20 protein-coding genes and 1 pseudogene are annotated in these 22061 nt (G+C 61.2%); 4 read left to right on the plus strand and 17 right to left on the minus strand.

Annotation, left to right across the window (positions count from 1 at the left end; all coding sequences use genetic code 11):
- From HMPREF0178_RS15925 to HMPREF0178_RS15935, 3 genes and pseudogenes are all read right to left on the minus strand, one after another.
- Positions 1-371, minus strand: a pseudogene (locus tag HMPREF0178_RS15925) (4Fe-4S ferredoxin); the annotation flags it as partial.
- 11 nt (positions 372-382) lie between these two features.
- Positions 383-2014: a glutamate synthase-related protein gene (locus tag HMPREF0178_RS15930; protein ID WP_009380803.1), complete on the minus strand. Its 1632-nt coding sequence runs from the start codon at positions 2012-2014 to the stop codon at positions 383-385.
- Positions 2002-3108 carry a glutamate synthase gene (locus tag HMPREF0178_RS15935; protein ID WP_009380804.1) on the minus strand — a complete coding sequence of 369 codons (1107 nt, stop codon included), beginning with the start codon at positions 3106-3108 and terminating at the stop codon, positions 2002-2004. Before HMPREF0178_RS15935 ends, HMPREF0178_RS15930 begins: the two co-directional genes overlap by 13 nt.
- 518 nt (positions 3109-3626) lie before the next feature.
- Here HMPREF0178_RS15935 and HMPREF0178_RS15940 point away from each other — a divergent pair.
- A complete protein-coding gene (locus HMPREF0178_RS15940; protein ID WP_009380805.1) occupies positions 3627-6323 on the plus strand; it encodes a mechanosensitive ion channel domain-containing protein in 2697 nt (898 codons plus the stop codon).
- A gap of 152 nt (positions 6324-6475) precedes the next feature.
- Here HMPREF0178_RS15940 and HMPREF0178_RS15945 read toward each other — a convergent pair whose 3' ends face one another.
- Entirely contained in the window at positions 6476-6850 is a 375-nt protein-coding gene (locus HMPREF0178_RS15945) for a helix-turn-helix domain-containing protein (RefSeq protein ID WP_005029811.1), read from the minus strand.
- A gap of 540 nt (positions 6851-7390) precedes the next feature.
- On the opposite strand from HMPREF0178_RS15945, the gene HMPREF0178_RS15955 reads away from it, so the two are divergent.
- Positions 7391-7741 (plus strand): helix-turn-helix domain-containing protein, encoded by a 351-nt coding sequence (locus HMPREF0178_RS15955; RefSeq protein ID WP_039959167.1) that lies wholly within the window; start codon positions 7391-7393, stop codon positions 7739-7741.
- A 97-nt stretch (positions 7742-7838) separates the two neighbouring features.
- Here HMPREF0178_RS15955 and HMPREF0178_RS15960 read toward each other — a convergent pair whose 3' ends face one another.
- From HMPREF0178_RS15960 to HMPREF0178_RS15985, 6 genes are all read right to left on the minus strand, one after another.
- Positions 7839-9236 (minus strand): outer membrane homotrimeric porin, encoded by a 1398-nt coding sequence (locus HMPREF0178_RS15960; RefSeq protein ID WP_009380808.1) that lies wholly within the window; start codon positions 9234-9236, stop codon positions 7839-7841.
- 159 nt (positions 9237-9395) lie between these two features.
- Positions 9396-9836 (minus strand): HMA2 domain-containing protein, encoded by a 441-nt coding sequence (locus HMPREF0178_RS15965; protein WP_009380814.1) that lies wholly within the window; start codon positions 9834-9836, stop codon positions 9396-9398.
- Positions 9833-11935, minus strand: coding sequence for a heavy metal translocating P-type ATPase (locus HMPREF0178_RS15970; protein ID WP_009380824.1), 2103 nt, complete (start codon positions 11933-11935; stop codon positions 9833-9835). The genes HMPREF0178_RS15965 and HMPREF0178_RS15970 overlap by 4 nt, the downstream gene beginning before the upstream one ends.
- A gap of 179 nt (positions 11936-12114) precedes the next feature.
- On the minus strand, positions 12115-12363 hold the full coding sequence (locus HMPREF0178_RS15975; RefSeq protein WP_005029800.1) for a DUF6110 family protein: 249 nt from the start codon (positions 12361-12363) through the stop codon (positions 12115-12117).
- A gap of 55 nt (positions 12364-12418) precedes the next feature.
- Positions 12419-14668, minus strand: coding sequence for a ferrous iron transport protein B (gene feoB / locus HMPREF0178_RS15980; RefSeq protein ID WP_009380826.1), 2250 nt, complete (start codon positions 14666-14668; stop codon positions 12419-12421).
- Positions 14665-14898, minus strand: coding sequence for a FeoA family protein (locus tag HMPREF0178_RS15985; RefSeq protein WP_005029797.1), 234 nt, complete (start codon positions 14896-14898; stop codon positions 14665-14667). Before HMPREF0178_RS15985 ends, feoB begins: the two co-directional genes overlap by 4 nt.
- A 396-nt stretch (positions 14899-15294) precedes the next feature.
- Here HMPREF0178_RS15985 and HMPREF0178_RS15990 point away from each other — a divergent pair, with 396 nt between their 5' ends.
- A complete protein-coding gene (locus tag HMPREF0178_RS15990; RefSeq protein WP_009380832.1) occupies positions 15295-16668 on the plus strand; it encodes an MATE family efflux transporter in 1374 nt (457 codons plus the stop codon).
- A 24-nt stretch (positions 16669-16692) separates the two neighbouring features.
- Entirely contained in the window at positions 16693-17250 is a 558-nt protein-coding gene (locus HMPREF0178_RS15995; protein ID WP_009380834.1) for a metal-dependent transcriptional regulator, read from the plus strand.
- Positions 17251-17449: 199 nt separating this feature from the next.
- Here the strand turns inward: HMPREF0178_RS15995 and HMPREF0178_RS16000 are convergent, their stop codons facing one another.
- The 7 genes from HMPREF0178_RS16000 to HMPREF0178_RS16030 all read right to left on the minus strand — a co-directional run.
- On the minus strand, positions 17450-18082 hold the full coding sequence (locus tag HMPREF0178_RS16000; RefSeq protein ID WP_009380836.1) for a class I SAM-dependent methyltransferase: 633 nt from the start codon (positions 18080-18082) through the stop codon (positions 17450-17452).
- A gap of 325 nt (positions 18083-18407) precedes the next feature.
- Positions 18408-19250, minus strand: coding sequence for an energy transducer TonB (locus tag HMPREF0178_RS16005; RefSeq protein ID WP_009380838.1), 843 nt, complete (start codon positions 19248-19250; stop codon positions 18408-18410).
- The gene (locus HMPREF0178_RS16010) at positions 19219-19605 is read right to left on the minus strand and encodes a biopolymer transporter ExbD (RefSeq protein ID WP_009380841.1); all 387 of its coding nucleotides are present in this window, start codon (positions 19603-19605) and stop codon (positions 19219-19221) included. The genes HMPREF0178_RS16005 and HMPREF0178_RS16010 overlap by 32 nt, the downstream gene beginning before the upstream one ends.
- On the minus strand, positions 19598-20236 hold the full coding sequence (locus HMPREF0178_RS16015) for a MotA/TolQ/ExbB proton channel family protein (RefSeq protein WP_009380843.1): 639 nt from the start codon (positions 20234-20236) through the stop codon (positions 19598-19600). The genes HMPREF0178_RS16010 and HMPREF0178_RS16015 overlap by 8 nt, the downstream gene beginning before the upstream one ends.
- Positions 20237-20319: 83 nt before the next feature.
- On the minus strand, positions 20320-20832 hold the full coding sequence (locus tag HMPREF0178_RS16020) for a flavodoxin family protein (RefSeq protein WP_009380845.1): 513 nt from the start codon (positions 20830-20832) through the stop codon (positions 20320-20322).
- Entirely contained in the window at positions 20829-21362 is a 534-nt protein-coding gene (gene hutX, locus HMPREF0178_RS16025; RefSeq protein WP_009380847.1) for a heme utilization cystosolic carrier protein HutX, read from the minus strand. The genes HMPREF0178_RS16020 and hutX overlap by 4 nt, the downstream gene beginning before the upstream one ends.
- Before the next feature lie 146 nt (positions 21363-21508).
- On the minus strand, positions 21509-22061 hold a 553-nt coding region (locus HMPREF0178_RS16030; RefSeq protein ID WP_157134955.1), incomplete at its 5' end, for an ATP-binding cassette domain-containing protein.

Below are 22061 nucleotides of genomic sequence, written 5' to 3' on the forward strand. Positions count from 1 at the left end.
GATCGCGCCCCTGCCCGGCCGCCGATATGGATGACGCCCGCCGCCGCGCAGTGCCCGGCGGTGTCGCCCGCATCCCCGCGCACGACAATGCGGCCTCCCGCGTTGAGCCAGCCTACGTCGGCGGGCGCGGGGCCGTCCACAAGGATTTCCGTATTGTCGAGGCACATGGAGCCGACGCGCTGGCCGGGGTTGGTCACATGGAACCGCAGGGCCTTGCCTTCCCTGTTCCACAGCGGGCCGCCGATGTCATGCTGGCCCGACGCTTCTATTTCAAACGATGTCTCGCCGTTGCCGACCGCTTCCTCAACGGCGAGAAGCAAGTCCTGGGTCGACATGCGGTGCGTCCCTTGCAATGTCTTGATTGTCAACATGTCGCGCCCTCCTAGCACACGTATTGGATGCCGAGCTTGTCGGCCACGGCCCTGTCCGTCGTCACAAGGGCGTCGGAACGGCCCACCGGCAACGAGCTGTTGCCGATGGGGGCCATCAGTTTGCGCAGTTCGCCGTCCAGCGCCAGCATATAGTCGACAATGTTCTGAGCGCCGCGATCGACGTCCAGCCGATGGACGAGACGCGGGTCCTGCGTACAGATGCCGGTGGGACATCTGCCCGTGGAGCAGGCGTTGCAGCGGCCCTGCTCATTGCCCACGCATCCCAGAAGCTGAATGAGGATCTTGCCGAGGAACACGCCGTTCGCGCCGAGGCAGATCATCTTGAAGGCGTCGGCCGCCGCCGTCCCGGTCATGCCAATGCCGCCGCCCGCCCACAACGGGATCTGCCCCTGCAGCCCCTGCCGCACGGCGGCGAGGTAGCAGTCACGCAGTTTGGAAACCACCGGATGCCCCGTATGATCGAGCGAAACCTCATTCGCCGCGCCGGTGCCGCCCTGAATGCCGTCGATAAAGAACCCGCCGCAGATTTTGTATGGATCGCGGAGCAGGTTGTTATAGACCGATACGGACGTTGCCGAGGCCGCGCACTTGATGGCCACGGGAACGCGGAACCCGAAGGCCGCGTTCAGGGACAAGTGCATCTTCTGGACCGATTCTTCGATGGAATAGAGCCCCTGATGGTTCGGCGGCGAATGCAGGGTCGTCCTCGGCACGCCGCGGATGGCCTGAATGTGCGGGGCCACCTTGGCGGCGGGGAGCAGGCCGCCGTCGCCGGGCTTGGCGCCCTGCCCTATCTTGATCAGGATACCCGCCGGGTCCGCCTTCATACGGGGCATGGCCTTGATGATACGGTTCCAGCCAAAATGCCCGGAAGCGATTTGCAGGATCATGTACTTGAGCCGCTCGGATTCCAACAGCTTGACGGGCATACCGCCCTCGCCCGAACTCATGCGCACGGGAAGGCCGCATTGCTCGTTGAGGTAGGCCGTAGCCAGTGCAATGGCCTCCCACGCCCGCGTGGACAGCGCGCCGATGGACATGTCGCTGAAAATGACCGGATAAATCCAGTGCAACGGGGGCGTTTTCCCCTCAAGCCTGAGTTCGCCGCCCTCGGCGCACAAAGGAAGCTCTCCGGGCAGGAGCACACGCCCGAACGGGGCCAGAATGTCAAAGGTATGCCGCTCGGAATCCAGCGCCGGGTCGGTCATCTGGCTGATGCGGCCCACGACGATGTGATCAAGGGTGCGCTGCGCGTTCAGATTGGTCCGTCCGCCGCGCTTGGTGGGGCCGTTCGTCCGGGCCAGCAGCGCATATCGGCTGTCCGGGTTACGGACGGGACGGATGGCCTGATTGGGGCACACTTTTTCACACATGCCGCAGCCGACGCACGATTCGCCAAGGCTCGCCTTCTGCCGGATGACGGGACGGGCCAGGTGCTCCCGAACCGGTTCCGGCCGGCTCGTACGGGAGACCGTCAGATCCTGCCGCATGACCGTGACCTCAAGCGCGTTCAAGGTACATCCCGCCACGCAACTGCCGCACATGGTGCAGCGCTCGGGCCTATAGTCGATGATCCACCTCAAATCGTTGACGCCAATATCCTGCGTGGTCACTGATTCCATCTTTGCACCGCCAAATCATTATTGATGAGCACAACTTCCCGCTCGTTGGGATAGATGTCCCGCGAGGCATCCCGATCGGGCAACACCGCGTTCAGCCCGCAGACTTCGGAGGAAATCGCCATGGTCGTCCCATCGCCGCCCACAACCACAGGGCGCAGTTTTTTGGAGTCGCAGCACGTCATCATGCTTCCGTCAGGGAGCACGGCGATGATCGTGTTGGGGCCGTTGATTTCCAGATGGGCGAGGGATTCGCGGATGAGGCTCAGCACCTTGCGGTCGCCGCGCCGTTCCGCTTCCGCAAAGGGCAGCGGCGTAATGACGTGCTTGAAATACTTGAGGGGCCACTTCAGTTCGCGCAGCACGTAATGCAGGGTGTAGAGAAAATTCTGCGAGTCCGACTCGAACCCGACGTATCCCCGGTGCAGCGACTTCTGGTACTCCGTGTTCTTCGTATAGAACGTGTTTTCCCCGTTGGCGCACAGGGTATAGCCCTGAAGGAAGAACGGATGCGCCGCATACCGGACGATGTCGTAGTTCGTGTTCTGGCGGCACTGGGTCACGATGCTCTTCGCCCGCAGGGGGCCGTCCTCGTCCCACAGCCGGAAATAGGCGGCGATGTCACGGGGATCGCCGATTTCCTTCAAGGTCAGCACGTCTGGCCAGAAGGAATAGACGAACCCCTGCCCGTCCTTTTCCAGCATCCGGCGCAAGGCAAGCCGCGTGTCGAGCAGGAGTTCCTCACGCTCGGCCTGCGGGCGTCCCCTGTAGGCTTCGGGATACTCATAGTTACGGAACACATAACAGGGCATGGCCTTGATATCGAGGCCGGGGCGCCGATCCACGTCCGGAAGCCACTCCATCATCTGCTCAAACCCCTGCTCCGCCATATACGCATCGACCATCCGGACGCCGCGCGACGTGCAGGCCAGCGATAGCAGCGGCTTGTCCTTGTGACGCTCGAACTCGCCGTACAAATCCTGCATCACCATGGCATAACCCGAGTTGTCATGCCCTTCCTGTTGGGGAAGCATCAAATACAACGCTTTCGCCGGTTCGACCGGCACCTTGCTTTTGATCGCTCCGATTCTGCACATAGCGTCCTCCATCCTCATACGGATTGCCCGCCACGCGCGGCGGGACTTCATGACGGCGCGCCATCCCGCGCTTTCCGTGCGTACGGCGATTGCCCGCAGCAACACGCAAAGGGGGGAAAGGACTTTGGCGGGCCGTTTTCGGCCCGGCGACACGCGCTGTTATACAAAATTGTTATTTTAAATACTAAAAGAAAAACATACACCTTGTTTGACGATTCAATGAGCAAATAACATACTTATTTTTAGGTATCAATTCATTCATTTGATTTTTGTTCTATTTTTACAAAATTGTAATATCTATTTTTTCATCGAAGCGTCTCCCCCATTCCTCTTTCCTCACGTTTCCCAGTGCAACGAGGCGGCAACGCGCTCGCACGGCCTCCCTTCTTGAGGGCCTCCGCCACACGGCGCGGAACCGTCCCATTCGCTTGATCAGCAGGCTAAATGGCCTTGCATGGCCTGACGCTTTGCCGTATGAGACGGGAACATCTTTTCGGGTTGATAAAGGATAGAACACCATGTCCCTGCAGCATTTTTTCACACGTTCCACGTTTGGGCGCTTCGCTCTGTTCATGATGGCCGGGCTTCTGTGCGCAAGCCTTTCCGCGCGGCCCCTGCTCGCCGCTCCCGACAAGGACGCCCCCGCCGCGTCCGACCAGAAAACGTCCGCTAAAGAAGAAAAGGCCAAAACGGACAAAGCGGCTGACGCGTCCTCCGACAAAGACGCCCTGACGGACAAGGAAAAAGCCAAACTCGAAGCTGAAGAGAAGGCCAAACAGGAAGCCGAGGAAAAGGCCCGCCTGGAGGCCGAAGCCAAAGCCAAGGCCGAAGCGGACGCCAAGGCCAAGCGGGAGGCCGAGGAAAGGGCTCGGCAGGACGCCGAAGCCGCGACGGCCAAACTTCAGGCGGAAGCCGAAGCCGCCCAGCAGAAAAGCGAGTCCACCGCCTCCGACGACGCCGTGTGGGAAGAGGCGTTCAAGCAGAATCAGGATGAGCTGAACGCGATGGAAATCGAGATCGACGGCTTGGCCGGGGGCCTCAAGGCGATCATCAATCCGCTCCGCAAGAGCCTTCCCGGCATGGAGGAAGCCGCCCAACGCCTGTTCTCTCTGGCCGGGACGCACAAGCTCGATCCCATCATGCTGGAATCCATCGATCAGCGCGGCGTATTGCAGGCTTCGGGCCTGCGCCAGCAGATGCAGCCCGTCCTGACCGCGCAAAACGTGGTCAAGGACAAAATCGCCGCGCTGGAACAGATGAAGAGAAGCCTCCCTCCCCTTCCGGAGAAAGGCAGCAAGGAAAAGCTGAATCCCGATCAGCAGCAGACGTGGAAAAACATCAGCCGCATCGAGAACAAACTCATCAAGATGGATCAGCGGCTGACGCTTGAGCTTTCCTCCGCCACGGACCTGCTCGGCAAAATCGAGAGTATGCACACAGGCGTGACCGGCTACCTGCCGGGCCTGTGGCAGACCTATTATTTTTCAGTCCCGAGCCGCTTCTTCGACCCTGTGGCCTGGGAAGGGATCACCGAGCGGTGGGAAAAGACGCTCCAGAACATGACCCTGCGCATGAGCATCGAATTCCCGCGCAACCCTTCCGCATGGAAGGGCGTGGGGCTGCGGTTCCTCAACGTGCTGCTTCTGGGCTGCGTCGTCATCTTCTTCGTCAACCGCCGCATGGTCCGAGCCGAAAAGAAGGGCACCATGCCTACGGCCGCCCGCTCCGGCATCCTGCGCAGCCTCCTGTGGCAATTCACCGGCCTTGCGCTGGTCGGGGCATCCTTCGGGAGCCAGGGCGAACTCTTCCGGGGGCTGCTCGTGCTCGGCAGCATCCTTGTCATCGGCGGCGAGATGACCCTCGCATGGGGTATGCGCTGCTTCATCCTCGACAAGAAGATGGGCCTCACCCCGCTCTGGCCCATGTATCTGGCCTCAAGCCTCGGCATCCTGATCAGCTACCCCAACCTGCCCGGCGGCATCCTCTCCCTGAGCTGGATCGCGGCGGGCCTGCTTTCGCTGTACATCCTCAAGGAACTGCACGCACGCGAGCTTCCCGGCATCGAAAACAACCTGCTGCACGTCCACAGGCTGACCGTCTGGCTCAGCATGGCCGTCGCCGCTATCGGCTGGCCGCGTATGGCGATCCTCGTGCTCATCCTCGTCGACTGCCTCGCCATCAACACCCAGTTCATCATCGGCCTGCTCCAGATCCTCAACCGATCCTCGGACGTGCAGGACAGTGAGCAGCACGCCCAGCGCAGCGTGCTCGCGGGACTCGTCGCGGCCTTCATCGCGCCCATCGTGCTGCTGCTCATCCTGTGCGGCATGGTGCTCTGGGTCATCGCCATGCCCGGCGGCGCGCTGCTCCTGTGGCACTACCTCGGCACCGGCGTGCAGGTCGGGTCCGCCTCGTTCAACGTGGTGCACCTGATTCTTATCGTCAGCGTGTTCTATATTACGAGGGCGGCCATCACTGCCTCCCGCTCGTTCCTGAACCGCGTGGCCTCCCAGTCCTACAAGATCGACAAGACCCTGATCCCGCCCATGCAGACGGGCATCACCTACGGGCTGTGGACGCTCTTCGCCCTCTTCACCCTGAAAGCCCTCGGATTCGGGCTGGAAAACCTCGCGGTCATCGCCGGCGGCCTCTCCGTCGGTATCGGCTTCGGTATGCAGACCATCGTCAACAACTTCCTGTCGGGCCTCATCCTGATTTTCAGCCGGACCCTGCACGAAGGCGACGTCATCGACGTGGGCAACCTGCAGGGCGTCGTCCGCAAGATCAGCGTCCGCGCGACCACGGTAGAAACGTTCGACAACGCCATCATCTTTGTCCCGAACTCGGAATTCGTCTCCAACCGCCTGATCAACTGGACGCGCAACGGGCGCATCGTGCGCCGCGAAGTGGCCATCGGCGTGGCTTACGGGACCGATCCCAAGCTTGTGGAACGTCTGCTGGTTGAAGTGGCGCAGTCCGTCCCGCAGATTGTGCGGCGGCCTCAGCCCTTCGTCCTGTTCATGGATTTTGCGGACAGCACGCTGAACTTCGTACTCCGTTACTGGTCGGACATCGGGACCGCCACGGACGCCGCCTCAGCCATCCGCCACCGGATCGTGGAGGTCTTCGCCGAGCATCAGGTGGAAATCGCCTTCCCGCAGCTTGACGTCCACGTCATCCCTCAGACGCCGTCCCTGACACGAGCTGAAGGGTAAGAAGGCTTGACTCGCCGCATTTGAAAGCATCAAACAAAACAGGCTCTCCCGACGGCATCGGGGGAGCCTGTTTTGCATAACAATGCTTATCTGAACCTGATTCAACGAAAAACAAAAAGACGTTTTTTACTTTAACGTCAATCTGTTCCGCGTTACCCTTCCTCCATTTCCCCCAGCGCCCCTTCTTCCTCAGTCAGAGCCGCCCAGCTCAGGGCAGCGGCGGCGTTCACCAGTTCTCCCGGATCCATGCCTATGGCGTCGGCAAGCAAAAGGATCGTTGTGAAACGCGGTTCGTTTCTGTCGTGCTCAAGGTTATTCAGATAGCGGGTGCTGCGCCCCAGTTTTTGGGCAAGACTGTATTGCGTAAGGCCGCGCTTTCTATACTCTTGAACAAGAGCCACACCGAACTTGGAAGGAGGTCTTTTTCTCATTCCTTGTTCATACTCAACACCTGATTTATAAATAGCCGTTGATTTTATCAGGTGATATATTGAACATCTATTTTCAAATTGATACACAACAAACATGGCAACATCGGAACGGAGCGCTCCTGTGCCAATCGCTAGGGCCTTTTAGACCGTAAAATGTAAGGGGTAAACCGGAAAGGGACATTTCAAACGGCGAACAAAGGATGCCCCGCATTCCCAACTGCTTCATTTCTTCTCTGCAGTTCCGCATATCTTCTTGCGGTGCCCGGCCCTCTTCGGCTCAAAGTCTTTGTCATCCGGGATCGCCATCCTTCCGGCATGAGTGCGTCAACGTCGCGGACCAGTTCCCAGCATCCATACGCAGAGCCCGCGCAAGCAGGAGCCCGGTCGACAGTTGCTGCTCACGCGCGTTGTGCTCCAACATGCTGATATACCGGGCGCTACGCTTTGTGAGTTTGGCGAGGCGGTATTGCGTAATGTCGCGATCTTTTCTGGCTTTTACCAATACATCACCGAACGGGCAAAGGGGGTTTTCTTCCATAGAGGGGGTATACAAGAATGACCTGATCAGAAAAAAACTGAATAACTGATCATCTATATTTTCTATGATAACCCGATCACTCAAGCGAGGATGTTGTCATGTTTCCAGCCCTACAGCGCTTTTTTGAGGCGGCAGAATGCAGAACACAGGCCGAATTGGCGGAGTTCTTGGGGATAAAACAGTCATCAATCTCGGATGCGAAAAGGAGAAAAACTATTCCTCCAGATTGGCTTCTCACTGCGCTGCGGAAAAAAGGAATCAGACCGGATTGGATACTCACCGGGCAAGGCGCCCGTATGCTGCAATCCTGCGATGGGACGGGAACGGTTGTCCCCCTGCATGTACCCGTTTTGGAAATAAGGCCACCGGAGGAATGCACGATGGAAGAACTTATGGTGGAAATTTTTCGGCGTGCATCAAAAACGATCAACAAAAACAAACTGTATTAGCTCCTTTATTGGTAAACAGAAAAAGGCCGGAACTCATTTCTTGGCAATGAGTTCCGGCCTTGTCTAGACCGGGTGAAACAACGTTCCCGCGGAAAGGCTAGAACGCATAGTTCAAGTTCAGGCCGACCTTGTACGCGGTTTTGTCGACGCCGCTGAGCTTGCTCCCCCAAACATCCTTATCCAGATCGAGGCGGACAACGCCCATTTCGGCCGCCAGCGTCAGGTTCTCGTAGATCTTGTACTGGGAATCGAAGTTGACTTCCCACGCATGGTCTTTCGTCGTCAGGTAGACGTTGCCGCTCTCGACGCCGCTGACCGGGCCGGAAGTGACCATCCGGGTATTGTTCGTACCCGTATAGAAGCCCACCGCCAACGTGTGGGTGAGATTTTCGAAGAACGAGATGTCGGCAAGGCGGGCGACCACGCCCCACGTGCCCGTGGGAGTCTTGCTGAGCACAGCGCCGTCCGAAATCCCATAAGCGCCGTCCCAGCCAAGGGTCGTAGCGCCCCAGCCGGGAGACAGCGTGGGCAGGCGTTCCGAGCCGTCCATCGTATCGGAATTGTCGCCGGAGCCGTACCAGGCGATGAGGCCGGGGGTCACGTAGTCGAGCTTGTATTCGGCAATACCGGAAAGCAGCCAGCCCTGCCGGGTCAGATCCTGCCCGTTGGCCGCCTTGCCCCAGTCGGCCTTGCCGTAAGCGAAATCAAAGGCGAGGCGCAGCGGATCAAACGTCGTCAGCTCACCGCCGATGCCAAGCCACCATGCCGGGTTGTTCGAATCCTTGGCCACGACGGAAACGCCGTCCTGCCCATAGGGAAGCAGGCCGACGATCAGGGATTCGCCGTTCTCGCCCACTTCATTCAGGCTGTTCTTGCCGAGATTGCCGTACATGCCCCACGGGTTGAGCTGCCAGCCTTCCCCGGTCAACGGGACGCTCAGGCCCACAAAGTCCATCGCGTTGCCCACGCCGCGGTCAATCGTGGTGTTGTCGTTTTCCGCGCGCATCCAGAACAGGGACATCCCGGCCATATCGTTGAACTGATAGGACAGGGTGATGCCCGCACCGTCCGAGTCGTCGCTCCCCATGATGGGATCGCCAGCTACGAAGTTCGGCAGGCTGAACGGCTGCAAGCCCATACGGACGCGCAGATCCGTCTGGGGCACAACCCAATCCACGTACGAGTACCGGACTTCGACGACCTTGCCGTCCGTTCCGAGCGCGCCGCCTTCACTGCTGTTGCCCCAATTGGTGTCCCCGACTTCAAAGAACACCGTACCCTTCAGGGATTCGGACGCGATGATGTCCACCTGCGTGCGCAAGCGCTGGCGGGCATGGAACAGATCGTCGGTCTTTTCCTTGGCGAAGCCGATATTGTTCCATTCGGTGTTGAAATCCCATTCTCCCGAAACCTTGATGTCGGCGGCCTGCGCACCCTTGTGCGCCGCGCCGAAAACAAGCCCTGCTGCCAAAAGAAGGACGGCTACTTTCTTCATGCTACTTCCTGAATTGAGTCTTTGAGGTTCACGGAAAGGGCCGATGGCCCGTTTATGGTTGACCGCCCCCCGGGATGAAGACGCAAGGCATGGCCTCGGCTTGCGGAACACCGTCGCCAGCTGAGCGTTCCCGAGAGCGGAAGATCCCGTCTTGGACGGCTAGAGAGCCTTTCTATAGGTATAGAGATGGGCCAGGTTGAAGAGGAGGAACAGCCCTCCCGCCACGACATGCCCGCGTTCCCGTCCGGCAAGGCCGAAGGCGAGGGACGCGCCGAGCGTCGCCAACATGCCCCGGTTCGTGAACCGGATGGCCCTGGCCCGGTCGAAGCGCCGCTTCCGGGGTGCCGCCTCATCTTGGGCGGAGGCGAAATCCGCCCACTGCCCGGCAAGGGCCAACAAGTCCTCCCGGCTGATCTGATCCGGATCGTATTCCAGCAGCAGGGACCCGGTACGGCTGTTTACCGTCACGCGCAGCATCCCCGGCAGTGAGGCCAGAAATCCGCGGACCTGTTCGGCGTCCTCCGCCCGTTTCAAAGAAGGATGGCGCAGGCGCACCCGCCCATCCACAAAACTCGTGATGCACGATTCGATTTCGCTCATGCCGAGACCTCCTCAAGTTGCGGTTCCGCGCCCTCTTTGAGCATCGGACGCATGGCGTTGAGGGACACGCCCACCGTCGTCAGATTGTGCAGGAGCGCCGAGGGCCCCGGCTGGAGGAAACCGGTCAGCCCGGACGCGAGGAACACGGTATTCAGGGTCATGATCAGGCCGAAGTCAGTCCGGATGCGCCGCATGGCGGCCTTACTCAGATCGACGGCGGTGACGAGGCCGTCAAGACGGCATTCCGTCAGCACCACGTCCGCCACTTCCCGGGCCAGATCCGCGCCGTCGCTCAGGGTCACCCCCACGTCGGCGGCGGACAGCGCCGGAGAGTCGTTGATCCCGTCGCCGAGCATGGCCACCGTGTGGCCTTCCGCCTGAAGACTGCGGATGACCGCCGCCTTGTCCGTAGGCAAGACCTGCGACCTGTACTCGCTGATTCCCAACCGCTCGGCCACAGCGGCGGCCGTGCGTTCGTCGTCCCCAGTGAGCATGACGACACGGATTCCCCGCCCGAGCAGCTTGCGAATAACCGGAGCCGCCTCGGGACGCAACGGATCTTCAATGGCGATGAGCCCGGCCAGTTTCCCGTCCACCGCCAGATAGAGGATCGAGCGGCCTTCGCGGGCCAGACGCTCGATGTCCTCCCGCATACCGTCCACCGGCACGCCTTCGTCGTGATGGATATAATGACGGCTCCCAAACAGCACGCGCTTGCCGTGCAGGCGGGAGGCAATGCCGTGCGCCACAACATATTCGACTTCGGTATGTTCTTCCTGATGGTGCAAGCCTTCCTGTTCGGCCTTCCGAACAACGGCCCGGGCGACGGGATGCGGGAAATGCTCCTCAAGACAGGCCGCCGTCCTCAGGATGTCGTCCCGCTCGTAGCCTTCGCCGGGGATCACCTCCGCAACGCGCGGACGGGATTCCGTAAGGGTCCCGGTCTTGTCGAAGACCACGGCGTCAGCCGCCGCCAACGATTCGAGGAACCGCCCGCCCTTGACGAGGACGCCGCGACCTACCCCTTCCTTCATGGCGGCAAGCACCGCCAGAGGGGTGGAAAGTTTCAGTGCGCACGAATAGTCGACGAGAAGGACGGAAGCGGCGCGGGCGGGATTGCGGGTGACCAGCCAGACAAGCCCGGCCAGCAGGAAGCTGAACGGCACCACCGCATCGGCAAGCCGTTCGGCCTTGCCCTGCACTCCGGCCTTGAGCGCTTCGGAATCCTCGATGAACCGGACAATTTGCCGGAGGCGCGTGCCGTCGCCCACGCCCGTGGGCCGGATGGCGATCTCGCCCTCCTCAACCACGGTCCCGGCGTATACCGACGAACCGGGAGAGCGCAGGACACCGAGCGGTTCTCCGGTCATGGAAGCCTGATTGACGGAGGCTTCGCCTTCCGCCACCACGCCGTCCACCGGAATGGCGGACCCCGTGCGGACAATGACCAGATCGTCTTCGCTCAGTTCGCTGATGGCGACGTGCATCTCCCGGCCTTCGCGCCGCACCCAGACGGTATCGACATCAAGCGCGAGGCTCTGGGCGAGGGAATCCAGCGACTTCTTGCGCGTCCATGCTTCGAGCGCTTCACCAAAACCGAGCAGCAGAGTCAGCAGGCGCGCCGTCTTGAAGTCACGGCGCAACAGGGAAATGCCGATGGCAGCGGCATCAAGGACATCCACACTGAGGCGCCCGCGGCACAACGCGGCAACCCCTTTGAGGATAAAGGGAACGGAGGCCGCCACCGCCGTGGCTACCCTGACGAGAACCGGCATGAACGGCCGGACAAAGATATAGCGGAGGAAAGGCCCCCAACTCGGCCTTCCGGCTGGCTCGGGGAGGTTTTCGCCGCACACGGCGACATCCCCGGAAGGCTGTTCCGAAGCGGCCACAGCCAGCAACAGGAACGCGGCCCGCTTGGCTTCGTCGTTGGCATACAAGAGGAGCACACTCCCCGTACGGGGATTGACGCGCACCCCTTCGATGCCGCCGACGGCGTCGAGCCTGTCCGCAAGGACTTGCGCCTTGCGGAGGCTGAAACCGGACCGGGCGCGCAGGCGGACCCGGCCCGGCACGTCATGGACAATAAAAAACAGCATGGGAGTTCCTTTTTGGAGGAGGCGGGAAGGACCGCCCGCCTTCCGGGAGCGGCATGAAGCCGTCCCGGAGGCGTAAGAGAGGGGAGCGTTCCGCTTCCGAAGAGGCTTCTCCCTCTTTTAAGGGAAAACGAAAGCCTACCGGAAACATCGGCTAAACGCTCGCGGGGAACACCGGAGGACTAGGCCTCTTCCTTCGCTTCCCGTCGCTGTTCCGCCGCGTGGCGGGCTTCGGCCACCATGTCGTCCATGTTTTCCTTCACGGTTTCCACTTTGGCGAGCACCGCGTCCTTGACGTCCATACCGCGGCTCAACAGGTCAGCGGCCATCGGCTTCAGGTCAAGCTTGCCCTTGCTCACCGCCACCGCGCCGATTGCACCAAGAGCCAAGCCGCCAAGGAAAAACAGGCCGTACTTCATGTTCTCGTTCATGTCATCCTCCTTCGATGTGGAATTTCATTCTCAATTAAGGGTGAAAAAAAGAGGTTTACAAAACAGCCATACAGATTCTATAGGCTGCCGCCGCCACGCCGTACGCAAACACGGTGTTGAATATCATGCTGAACGCAACCCAACCCCAGCTGCCCGCCTCCTGACGGATGACCACGAGGGCCACGAAGCACGGGGAGTACAGCAGCACGAAAAGCATGAGAGACAGCGCCGTCGCCTTGTTCCAGTTCGGGTCCTGTGCGAGGCGTTCCGCCAGCGATGTCGCTTCTTCAGGATCCTGCTCACCAAGCGAATAGGCCGTGCCGAGCGTGGAAACAATGGCTTCCTTGGCCGCGATGCCGCCAATCAGGGCCACGTCCGTGCGCCAATCAAAACCCACGGGCTTGGTCAGGGGCTCAATGGCCATGCCGAGACGTCCGGCCCAGGAGTGCTGCAAGGATTCTTCAGCGAGGGTCGCCTGTACAGCGGCCAGTTCTTCCTCCAGCGGAGTGCGGGCTTCATCCCCTTCGGGCAAGGCGTCCACCTTCTCCTGCAAGGCGGCGATCTGCGTTTCCAGCGGCGCGGCCTGCTCAGGATCCAGCGTCGGGAAGGTCATGCTCGCCCAGATCAGGATGGACACGGCGACAAGCACGGTCCCGGCCTTCTTGAGGTACATCCATGTGCGTTCCCAGCAGTGCGTGACTACGCTGCGCAGGGTGGGGACGCGGTACGGGGGCAATTCCATGACGAACGGGGTGGATTCGCCGCGGATGATGGTCGAGCGCATGAGGCGCGCCATGAGAAGCGCGGCGGCCCAACCGGCCAACGTCAGCAGGAACATGGTACGGGCGGGGTTTTCGGGGAAGAACACGCCCACCAGCAGCAGGAACACGGGAAGTTTGGCTCCACACGCCATATAAGGAAGCGTGAGCAGGGTCGCCAGCTTTTCCTTGGGACTGCGCAAGGTCCGGGTGGCCATAACGCCGGGGATGGCGCAGCCGCCCGCGATACCGCCCGCGATGATGAAAGGCATGACGGAAGCCCCGTGCAGGCCAAAGGCGCGGAACACGCGGTCCAGCATATAAGCCATGCGGGCCATGTAGCCGAAGTCTTCGAGGATCGCGACCAGCGTAAACATGATGATGATAAGCGGCACAAAGCTCATGACGCCGCCGAGGCCGTCGATGACGCCGCTGACAATGAGCGACTTGAGGAAGCCGTCGGGCATCAGGGCGCTTACGGTCTCGCCAAGCCAGCCGAAGCCGTCTTCGACCCATCCCTGCGGGTATGCGCCGATCACGAAGGTCAGCTGGAACATGGCGTACAGCACGCCGAGCATGATAAGGGGGCCGAACAGCGTGTTGGTCAGCACCTTATCCAGCTTGTCGGACAGCTCAAGGCGGTCCTTGGCCGATTCGCGCCGGACGGCCCCGCTACGCAGCACGCCACGGATAAAGCCGTAACGGTAGTCGGCGATGATGGCTTCGGGCGACGTCTGCAAGGTATCCCGAAGATGATCGGCCACGGTTTCCCGGTCGGCGCGCAGCTGCGCGGCCACATCGGGCATACGTTCCACCTGCCTCAGGATTTCGGAATCGTTTTCCAGCACCTTCAGGGCAATCCAGCGGGCGGGATAGCGATCCGTCAACAGCCCTTTCTCGGCAAGGAGCCGTTCCATCTTGGTGAGGACCGGATCGAGATCCGGGCCATAGGAAATGTTCAGCGGAGCGCTCCCCCGGCGGCCAAAGGCGATGGCTTCGCGCAAGGCGTCCTTGAGCCCTTCGCCGGAACGCGCCACAGTCGCCACCACGGGGATGCCGAGCTGTTTGCCCAGCTCCTTCGTGTCCACCTGAATGCCCGCTTTCCGTGCTTCATCCATCATATTGCAGGCCAGCACGACCGGCAGGCCCATCTCCATGATCTGGACGGTGAGGAACAGGTTGCGCTCAAGCGCGGAGGTGTCCACCAGATCCACGACCGCCATCGGCTTTTCCTCGGCCTTTTCGGGCGCGAGCACGGCACGGGTGACGATTTCCTCCTGCGAGTACGCCGTCAGGGAATACGTGCCGGGAAGGTCCACCATGAGGACTTCGACACCGTCGATGGAGACGTAGCCTTCTTTCTTGTCGACGGTGACGCCGGGATAGTTCCCGACATGCTGATGGGTTCCGGTGTATTCGTTGAACGCCGTGGTTTTCCCGCAGTTCGGGTTCCCCGCCAGCGCAATGCGGACCTCTTTCAACGCTATGTGCTTCGCCTCGCTGCCGTCAGGACGGCAGTGCGGGCAATCGGCATGGGCCTGACTCATGCGACCTCCACAGTGATGTAATCGGCTTCGCGGTTCCGCAGGGCCAGCGTGACCCCGAAAAGCCGCAGTGCAACCGGGTCACGCAGCGGGGCGCGGCCCACAATTTCCACATCCGTACCGGGGATGAGCCCCATGTCGCGGATACGCCGCCCGAGCTCGCCATCGGCATCCACGCTGATGATGCTGCCCTTCTGCCCCGCCTGCATCTGGCGCAAACCTATCCTCCGCATACAGTCCTCCAAATTGATTTTGATTTTCTTTATTAAGAAAACCTGACGACACTCTACTTCACCCTCGCATACAGTTTGCTGCGTGCGTTATGGTTTTCCCATGGGGCGCTTCAACAGAGCTCCGTACCGCTCTGATACAAGCCCTCCCGGAACGGGTGAAAGATGCCATTCTTGAAAAGTATTGTCAATATAAGTGAGAAAATCTTTCAATTGTAACATCTGTATCTTTCTATAGCGTACGATTTCCGTGTGTTAGAAACCGATGAAATGTCACTTTCACAACCTGAACAACACGGCGTGAGCCGCTTTTGGGAAAAAAAGCTCAAAAATTGACTAGTCAAACTTTATTTGACAATTACTCACTTTTGACCTACTCCCCGGCTCTGGGGGGAATCCATGCTCACAAACGCCGCGCCGAACAACGCCCTGCCGACTGCCCGGGAACTCGTTTCCCTCACCGTGCCGCAGCTCGGCATGATGCTGTGCCATCTTGCCGTTTCCATGACGGATCTGTGGGTAGCCGGACGGCTGGACGCCTCCGTTCAGGCGTCGCTCGGCATCGTTTCGCAGGTCTTCACCCTCCTCATGCTGATCACTTCCCTTGCCGGAAGCGGCTGCCTGACGACCATCAGCCAAGCCCTCGGAGCCGGGCTCGAACAGCGCGCCCGCCGGTACGCGGCGCTGATCGCGGGACTTGCCGGTCTTACGGGCACGGTCATCGCAGCGACAAGCCTCCTTTGCCTGCCGCTGACGCTCCGGCTCATGCACGTCTCCTCCGAAATGGAGCCCGTGGTCAGGACGTTTATCATTGCCTACAGCTGCCAACTGCCGTTTTATTACACCCTGATCATGCTGAACTCGGTGTTCCGGGCCTACAAGCTGGTCCGCCTCCCGCTCATCGCCATAGCCGTGGTCGCCGTCGGCAACCTCATCGGCAGCGCGGGGTTCGGGCTGGGGCTGTGCGGGTTACCCGACTACGGGTATCAGGGGATCGCGTGGAGTACCTTTGGGTCCGCCCTGCTCGGGCTGGCCTGCAACCTGTACGCCATCGTCCGGAACGGCATCCTGACCCGCGCATCCCTCGCCCCGTGGCGGTGGGCCCGGCGTGCCATGCCCTATCTCTTCCGGGTGGGCGGACCGTCCGCCCTCGGCGCTCTGGCGGGACACATGGGGAACCTCGTCATCCTGTCGCTGCTCACGGGGCTGCCCGGCGACATGGTGCCTGTCCTTGCCGGGATGACCCTCGGCTCGCGGGTGGAAAGTTTCCTGACCTTCCCTACGGCGGCGCTGAGCATGACCGTCACCATCCTGAGCGGGCATCTGATCGGTGCAAACAGGCTCGAAGCGCTGTTCCGTTTCGGCCAACGGCTCGCACTCGCCGCCGCCCTCGCGCTCGGATTCGGCGCGGGGCTGCTGTTTGTGTGCCGGGTTCCGGTGGCGGGGATGCTGTCCACACAGCCCGAGGTCGTCCGGCAGGCCGCGCAGTTCCTCGTCTTCGCGTGCGCGGGCATTCCGCTCAAGACCTATTCCATGCTTGTGAACGGGGCTTTCGCCGGGGCGGGGGCCACGCGCGTCTCCTGCACAGTCAACTGCGCGACCATGTGGGCATTCCAGCTCCCGCTGGCGTGGGCGCTCGGCAACGCCTTCGGCGCGCCCGGCATCTACGCCGCCATGCTCTGCGCGAACGCGGGTTCGGCATTCTGGTACGCACGGCTCTACGCCGGGAAAAAATGGCTTGAATACGGTATGCGAAAACGTCAGAATGCCTGACGAGCCGAAAGAGGAGAACGCGGTATGCCCGAAGAGCGAAACGACGCCAGACAGCTCTCGCCTGTGCTGGAAAACTACCTAGAAATCATCTTCCATCAGGAAATCCGGGAAGGCGCGGCCCGCGCCAGTTCCATCGCGGAAGCGGCGGGCGTGTCCCGCTCCACCGTCACCAGCACGCTGAAGGCGCTGAAAAGCATGGGGTATGTGGACTATGAGCCCTACAGCCTCGTCCACCTGACCGAAGCGGGGATGCACATCGGGCGGGATATCGCCCACCGGCACATCGTCATTCAGGAATTTTTCCAGCATATCCTCCAGTTGGAGCCGAACGTCTCCAACGACGTGGCCTGTGAACTGGAACACGTGATCCCGCCGGACGTCATACGGCGTCTGGGGCAATTCGTCCTGTACCTGCGGAGCCGCGAGGACGACTGGAAAAACTGGCAGGAGGACTACAAAGAAATCCGGCTGGAGCATATCCAGTCCAATACGGACAAGGATCTTGTCCGCAACGCGCCGCCCATGCTCGCCATGCGCACCCAGATGATGGGGCAGGACGAACTGCGGAAAAAGTACCGTTAGCGGGCATTAGCCTACGCGTCGGCAGAGCCCTCCGGCGGCGCGAAAAACCATGCAAGAACTCCGAAGCGAACGCCCTCCGCGTGGCCTCTCCATCAGCCGGAAAGCGTGGAAACGTGAAGCCCTATAAGGCTTCCGGGCGAGCATCCCCGGCTCTTCGGGATGGATCGCCCCATACGTTGCTCCCGACGTCTTGGGCCGCTTACGGGGCAGAATCCGGGCCTTTCTTTGCGGCAAGGCACAACGCCCCGCCCTCTCCGCGAACATCGGACCGGACATCGGCAAATCCGACGGAGCGCAGCCATTCCGCCAGCGAGTCCGCCGTATACGTCCGCATCCCGTCCACTATGGCGCACCATCGTGAATCCCCGGACTCCTCGTTCACGATCAAAAACACGCCGGACGGTCCGAGTACGCGGTACACCTCTGCAAAGGCGGCGGGCACATCCGGCCAGAAGTAGACCGTCTCGAAAGCGGTGACGAGATCGAAGGACGCATCGGCATAGGGCAGCCGGGAAACATCCCCCTGCCGCACTTCGCAGCGCCCTGCGGCGACGGCTCCGGCGTTCTTCCGGAGGCTGGTGGCGACGCTCTCAGCGGAAAAATCGATCCCGCAGACATACCCCTTCGGGCAGAGTTTCAGAAATTGCGCCAGATTCGCCCCGCCGCCGCATCCTATATCAAGCACCCGGGCGTCGGGCTCCGGCGACACATGCGACCGCCCCCACTTCGCCAGCGAAGCGTGCCCCCAGTTCATGGCCCACAGCATGATCCTTCCCGATAGGCCGCCGGGCTTCCGGGCGTTCTGAAAAAACGTCCGCAATACATAACACATACGATCTCCTTGTCTATCCGGCTGCGTTCCCTCGCTCCACATCCAAAGTAAAACAGACTGGACGAGGAACGACTGGCATCCTCTCCAAAGGTCTGGAAGATATCTAAAAGCATTATCTACGGAGAAAACCCGGCGGCACAGCCGGGCTGAGATCCGCCACGAGCCGGGAGCGCGAAACCGGGGCCTTTCTCACCAGAGCGGACGCCCCCAATCCGGACTACCCCAATGTTTCCGAATACGGACTTTGCGGGAACGGCGGCCCATACGTCAAGAGGAGCACCAACATCGGGCGCTCCCGTCCGGCGAGGACAACAGGGAGGCTACGTCACGCATCCTTGAGCGAATAGCGAACCGGCACCATAACCTGAAAACCTTTTCCCCCACGGACCGAGGGTATATCAAGGCCGACAAGCTTCTCACCGAGCCGTTCGGTGGCTGTATCGAGCACGCCGAAGCCGCTGCCCTTGCCGAGCGAGCACGCGCTGACCTTTCCGTCGGCGGAGATCGTCACGAGAAGCTGCACCGTCCCTTCAGCGCCGATCCGCCGCGCCTGCTTGGGATACCGCTTGTGACGGTTCAGGGCGTCAAGGATGGTCCCCAGCGCCTTGCTCTTGTCGTCCGGCCGTTCCTGCGTTCCCCCGACCGGGGCCGGAGGCGCGGCCGCCGCCACGGAGGATACGCCCGTCCCCGCCGCAACCGGGGGAATCTCCGCCTGTTGGCCTACGGGAGCGGAAGGCGGTGCAGTTTTCTGCGGTTGCCGGACCATCGGCCGCGTTTTTTTCACCGGAGGAGCTTTCTTGACCGGTTTCGGCTTCACGGGTTCGGGAGCCACCGTTTTGGGCGCCTCCTGCGGAGGCTTGGGCCGTTCGACGACCGGAGGCGGCACGGGGATCGTCACTTCCGATTCCGGGCTCAACAGCTTGCGCATGGCGTCCGGCTGAACGGGTTTCGCCTCGGGCGTCGGCTCGGGGCGGATCACACGCATCAGCATGGTGGATGAAGGGGCTTTCGGCGGCGTGAGGAGCTTGACGGAGGGGGTCATCAGACACACGGCCAAGGCCAGCAGGACAAGCCCCCCGGTCATGCCGCCCGCCATGCTGCGGCTCTTGCGGAATTCCTCCACCCCGTACAGGGGCCTAACGCTCACTTGGCTGCGTGCTGATAACAAAGTGTCCTCCTCTCTTCAGCCTGGCGATGTCTATGACGCCGACAAATGCTTCAAAAGGGGCCTTTTCGTCGACGTACAGATTCAGCAGGGCTTCAGGCCGCGTCTCAAGCACGGCGGCCAACGCCTCTTTCGTCAATTGCTGATCCTGATAATAGATAGTCCCATCGGCCTTCACCGAAATCACCAGTTCCGCATTCTTACGGCTGGATTCCTCCGCCGTCTCCGAGGCCGGAAGCACGATATCCAGCACCGGTTTGCTGAATGTAGTGGTCATGATGAAAAAAATCAGGAGCATGAAGATAACGTCGATGACCGGCGTCAGATCGATGCTGGCATCCTCGTCGAAATCATGCATGGCACGTCCTCCGGGTTTCGGCCCGGGCTTCCCGCTTCGCGCCGCCGCACAGTTCCAGCGCACGGTAGCTGTGTTCCACGGCCTCGATATGGAAGCCCTTGAATTTGAGCATCAGATAATAGTAGAACATGAGCATGGGGATAGCGACGCACAGGCCCATGATCGTGGTGATGAGCGCTTCCCAGATGCCCGCCGCCAGCTGCGCGGCGTTGGGGGCGCTGTTTTCCGCGATGGTGCGGAACACCGTCACCATGCCGAGGATGGTCCCGAGCAGGCCGAGCAGCGGCGAGACCACCGAAATGAGCCTCAGCCAGCACAGCCCTTTCGTGACCTGCTCGAAATTGCGGTGGAACAGATAGGCGACCTCGGCCCGGATGTCTTCGGAGTGGCCTCCGTGGGTCTTCACGACATCGCGGATAATGGCGATCAGCGGATTGTCGCTCTTGTCGCACACATCGCGCATACAGCGGCCTTCCTGATGCTCAATGTCGAGAAAGTCCCGCTTGAAGTCGCGCCAGACGAAATGCAGATACAGAAGGTTCCGCAGCGCGAGGTACAATCCCGCACAACCGACAAAAACCAGTGCGACGCCGGACGGGCCTATGGACGCATAGATTGAGGCAAGATTCATGAGCGTTTCCTGAACACGACGTATGGGCGGCAGAGCCGCCCTTCCGGTTTCGGGGCCGAAGCCCCGTTGATCCTTCTGGCCCGTCAGGCCACCTGTTCCGCGAATCCCCTGAAGGCTTCCTGCGCCCGGAGGCAGTCGGCTTCGTCGGGATGTTTGGCCGCTTCCTCAAGGCGCGCCTTGCGTTCGGGCGTCATGGGGTGCACGTCGGACGCCATTTTCTGCATCATGGCGACGATCTTCGGATCGACCTTGCCCTGACACAGATACGTGCCGAGCACTCTGTTCCGGCGTTCCGGAGCGTTCACCAGCGCTTCACCCTGCGCGATGCAGTCTCTGGCGTGATCGGAATCCGGCCATGCGCCCAGCGTGCCGAACAAAGTCACATTCGCGTCCCGTACCGTTTCCAGATAGGCCTTGGCCTGCGCGTCGGGCATACCCTTGTCCACCCAGTAGCCCACGGCAACCAGATCGTAGCCCTCGGGCGCGGGAGCGGACTCCACAGGATGGATCTCACAGCCGGGAAGAACGGCGGCGATGGCTTCAGCGATTTTCCGGGTGTTCCCGGTCCGGGACGAATAGACGACAAGAGCTTTCATGACGGTTCCTTTGCGCCCACGGCCTCGCGCAGCGCGAAGAACGACTCGCGCGCGGCCGGGATGAGTTGACGGTTTTCGCGGCCCACGTACACGGAGAACAGGACCGTGCCCGCCGCGTTGAAAAACTGCACGGAATGGCTTTCCAATCCCATAAAGGGTAAAGACAGGAAACAGATGTGACCGAGATCATCGATCTTGAGATGCCCGCCGAGTCCGCTGCCGCCGGACAGGTTGAAATAGCCGTGCCCGTGCCTGCCTTCCGGTATCTTTCCCTTGATTTCGATGACGGAGCCCAGATGCGCCATGATAAAGGTGGCGTTTTCCCATGAGGCCAAGACCTGCCAGACCGTATCGAAGGCGTCCTTGCCCGCGAAGGCCCGCGCCTCGTCCGGCAGGGCTCTGGCGACTTCCAGTTCCGAAACGCCGAAGCGTTCCGCAAGGCTTGCCAGCATCACCGGCTTCTTTTCCCGCAGGGCTACGGCGATGGACTCGCCCAGCGTTTCCGTCGTCTGGCAACACGATGCCGTCATAGTTCGTTCTCCCGTTTGGTTTCCGTTTATTCCCATTCCAACGGCGCTTCGCCTGTTCGAGACGCCCCGGAAAAGATGACTCATGCGGGTGCCGCTCTCCGGAAGGTTTCCCTTCCGATCCGCAGCATTCCCTCCGTACTCACTCGCTATGAAAGAGGCAGCCGCAACGCCCGGGCGCAGGACAACCCCATCAGTTCAAGATCATGGGTGATCACAAGGACGCAGGCCCCCCTGCCGGCCAACAGCTCCAGCGCGTCGGCGATGCGGCGCATGTTGCGCCCGTCAAGGCCGCTGGTGGGCTCGTCGAGGATGAGCACGTCCGGGCGCTTGGCAAAGGCGCAGGCGATCACAAGCCGCTGCTTTTCGCCGCCGGAAAGCGATTGCGGGTGACGTTCCGCAAGCCCTTCCAGCGCGAACAGCGACAGCAGGCCGGGCACATCGTCCGCGCCGCACCCCGCCAGCGACAGGCTGACTTCAAGTTCCTGCCGTACCGTCTTCATATGAAGCTGGTGATCAGCGTTCTGGAGCACAATGCCCACTCTGGAAAGCAGTTTCGATGCCGGGACCGGCTGCCCCGCGATGGCGAACCGCCCTTCCTGCGCGGCGTTCAGGCCGGTAAGCAGGCGGGCGAGCGTGGTCTTGCCCGTGCCGTTGTCCCCGATGAGCGCGGTCACGCCCGCCGGGATCGACACGTCCACG

Origin of the sequence: Bilophila sp. 4_1_30 (assembly GCF_000224655.1) — a bacterium.
Taxonomy (GTDB): domain Bacteria; phylum Desulfobacterota; class Desulfovibrionia; order Desulfovibrionales; family Desulfovibrionaceae; genus Bilophila; species Bilophila wadsworthia.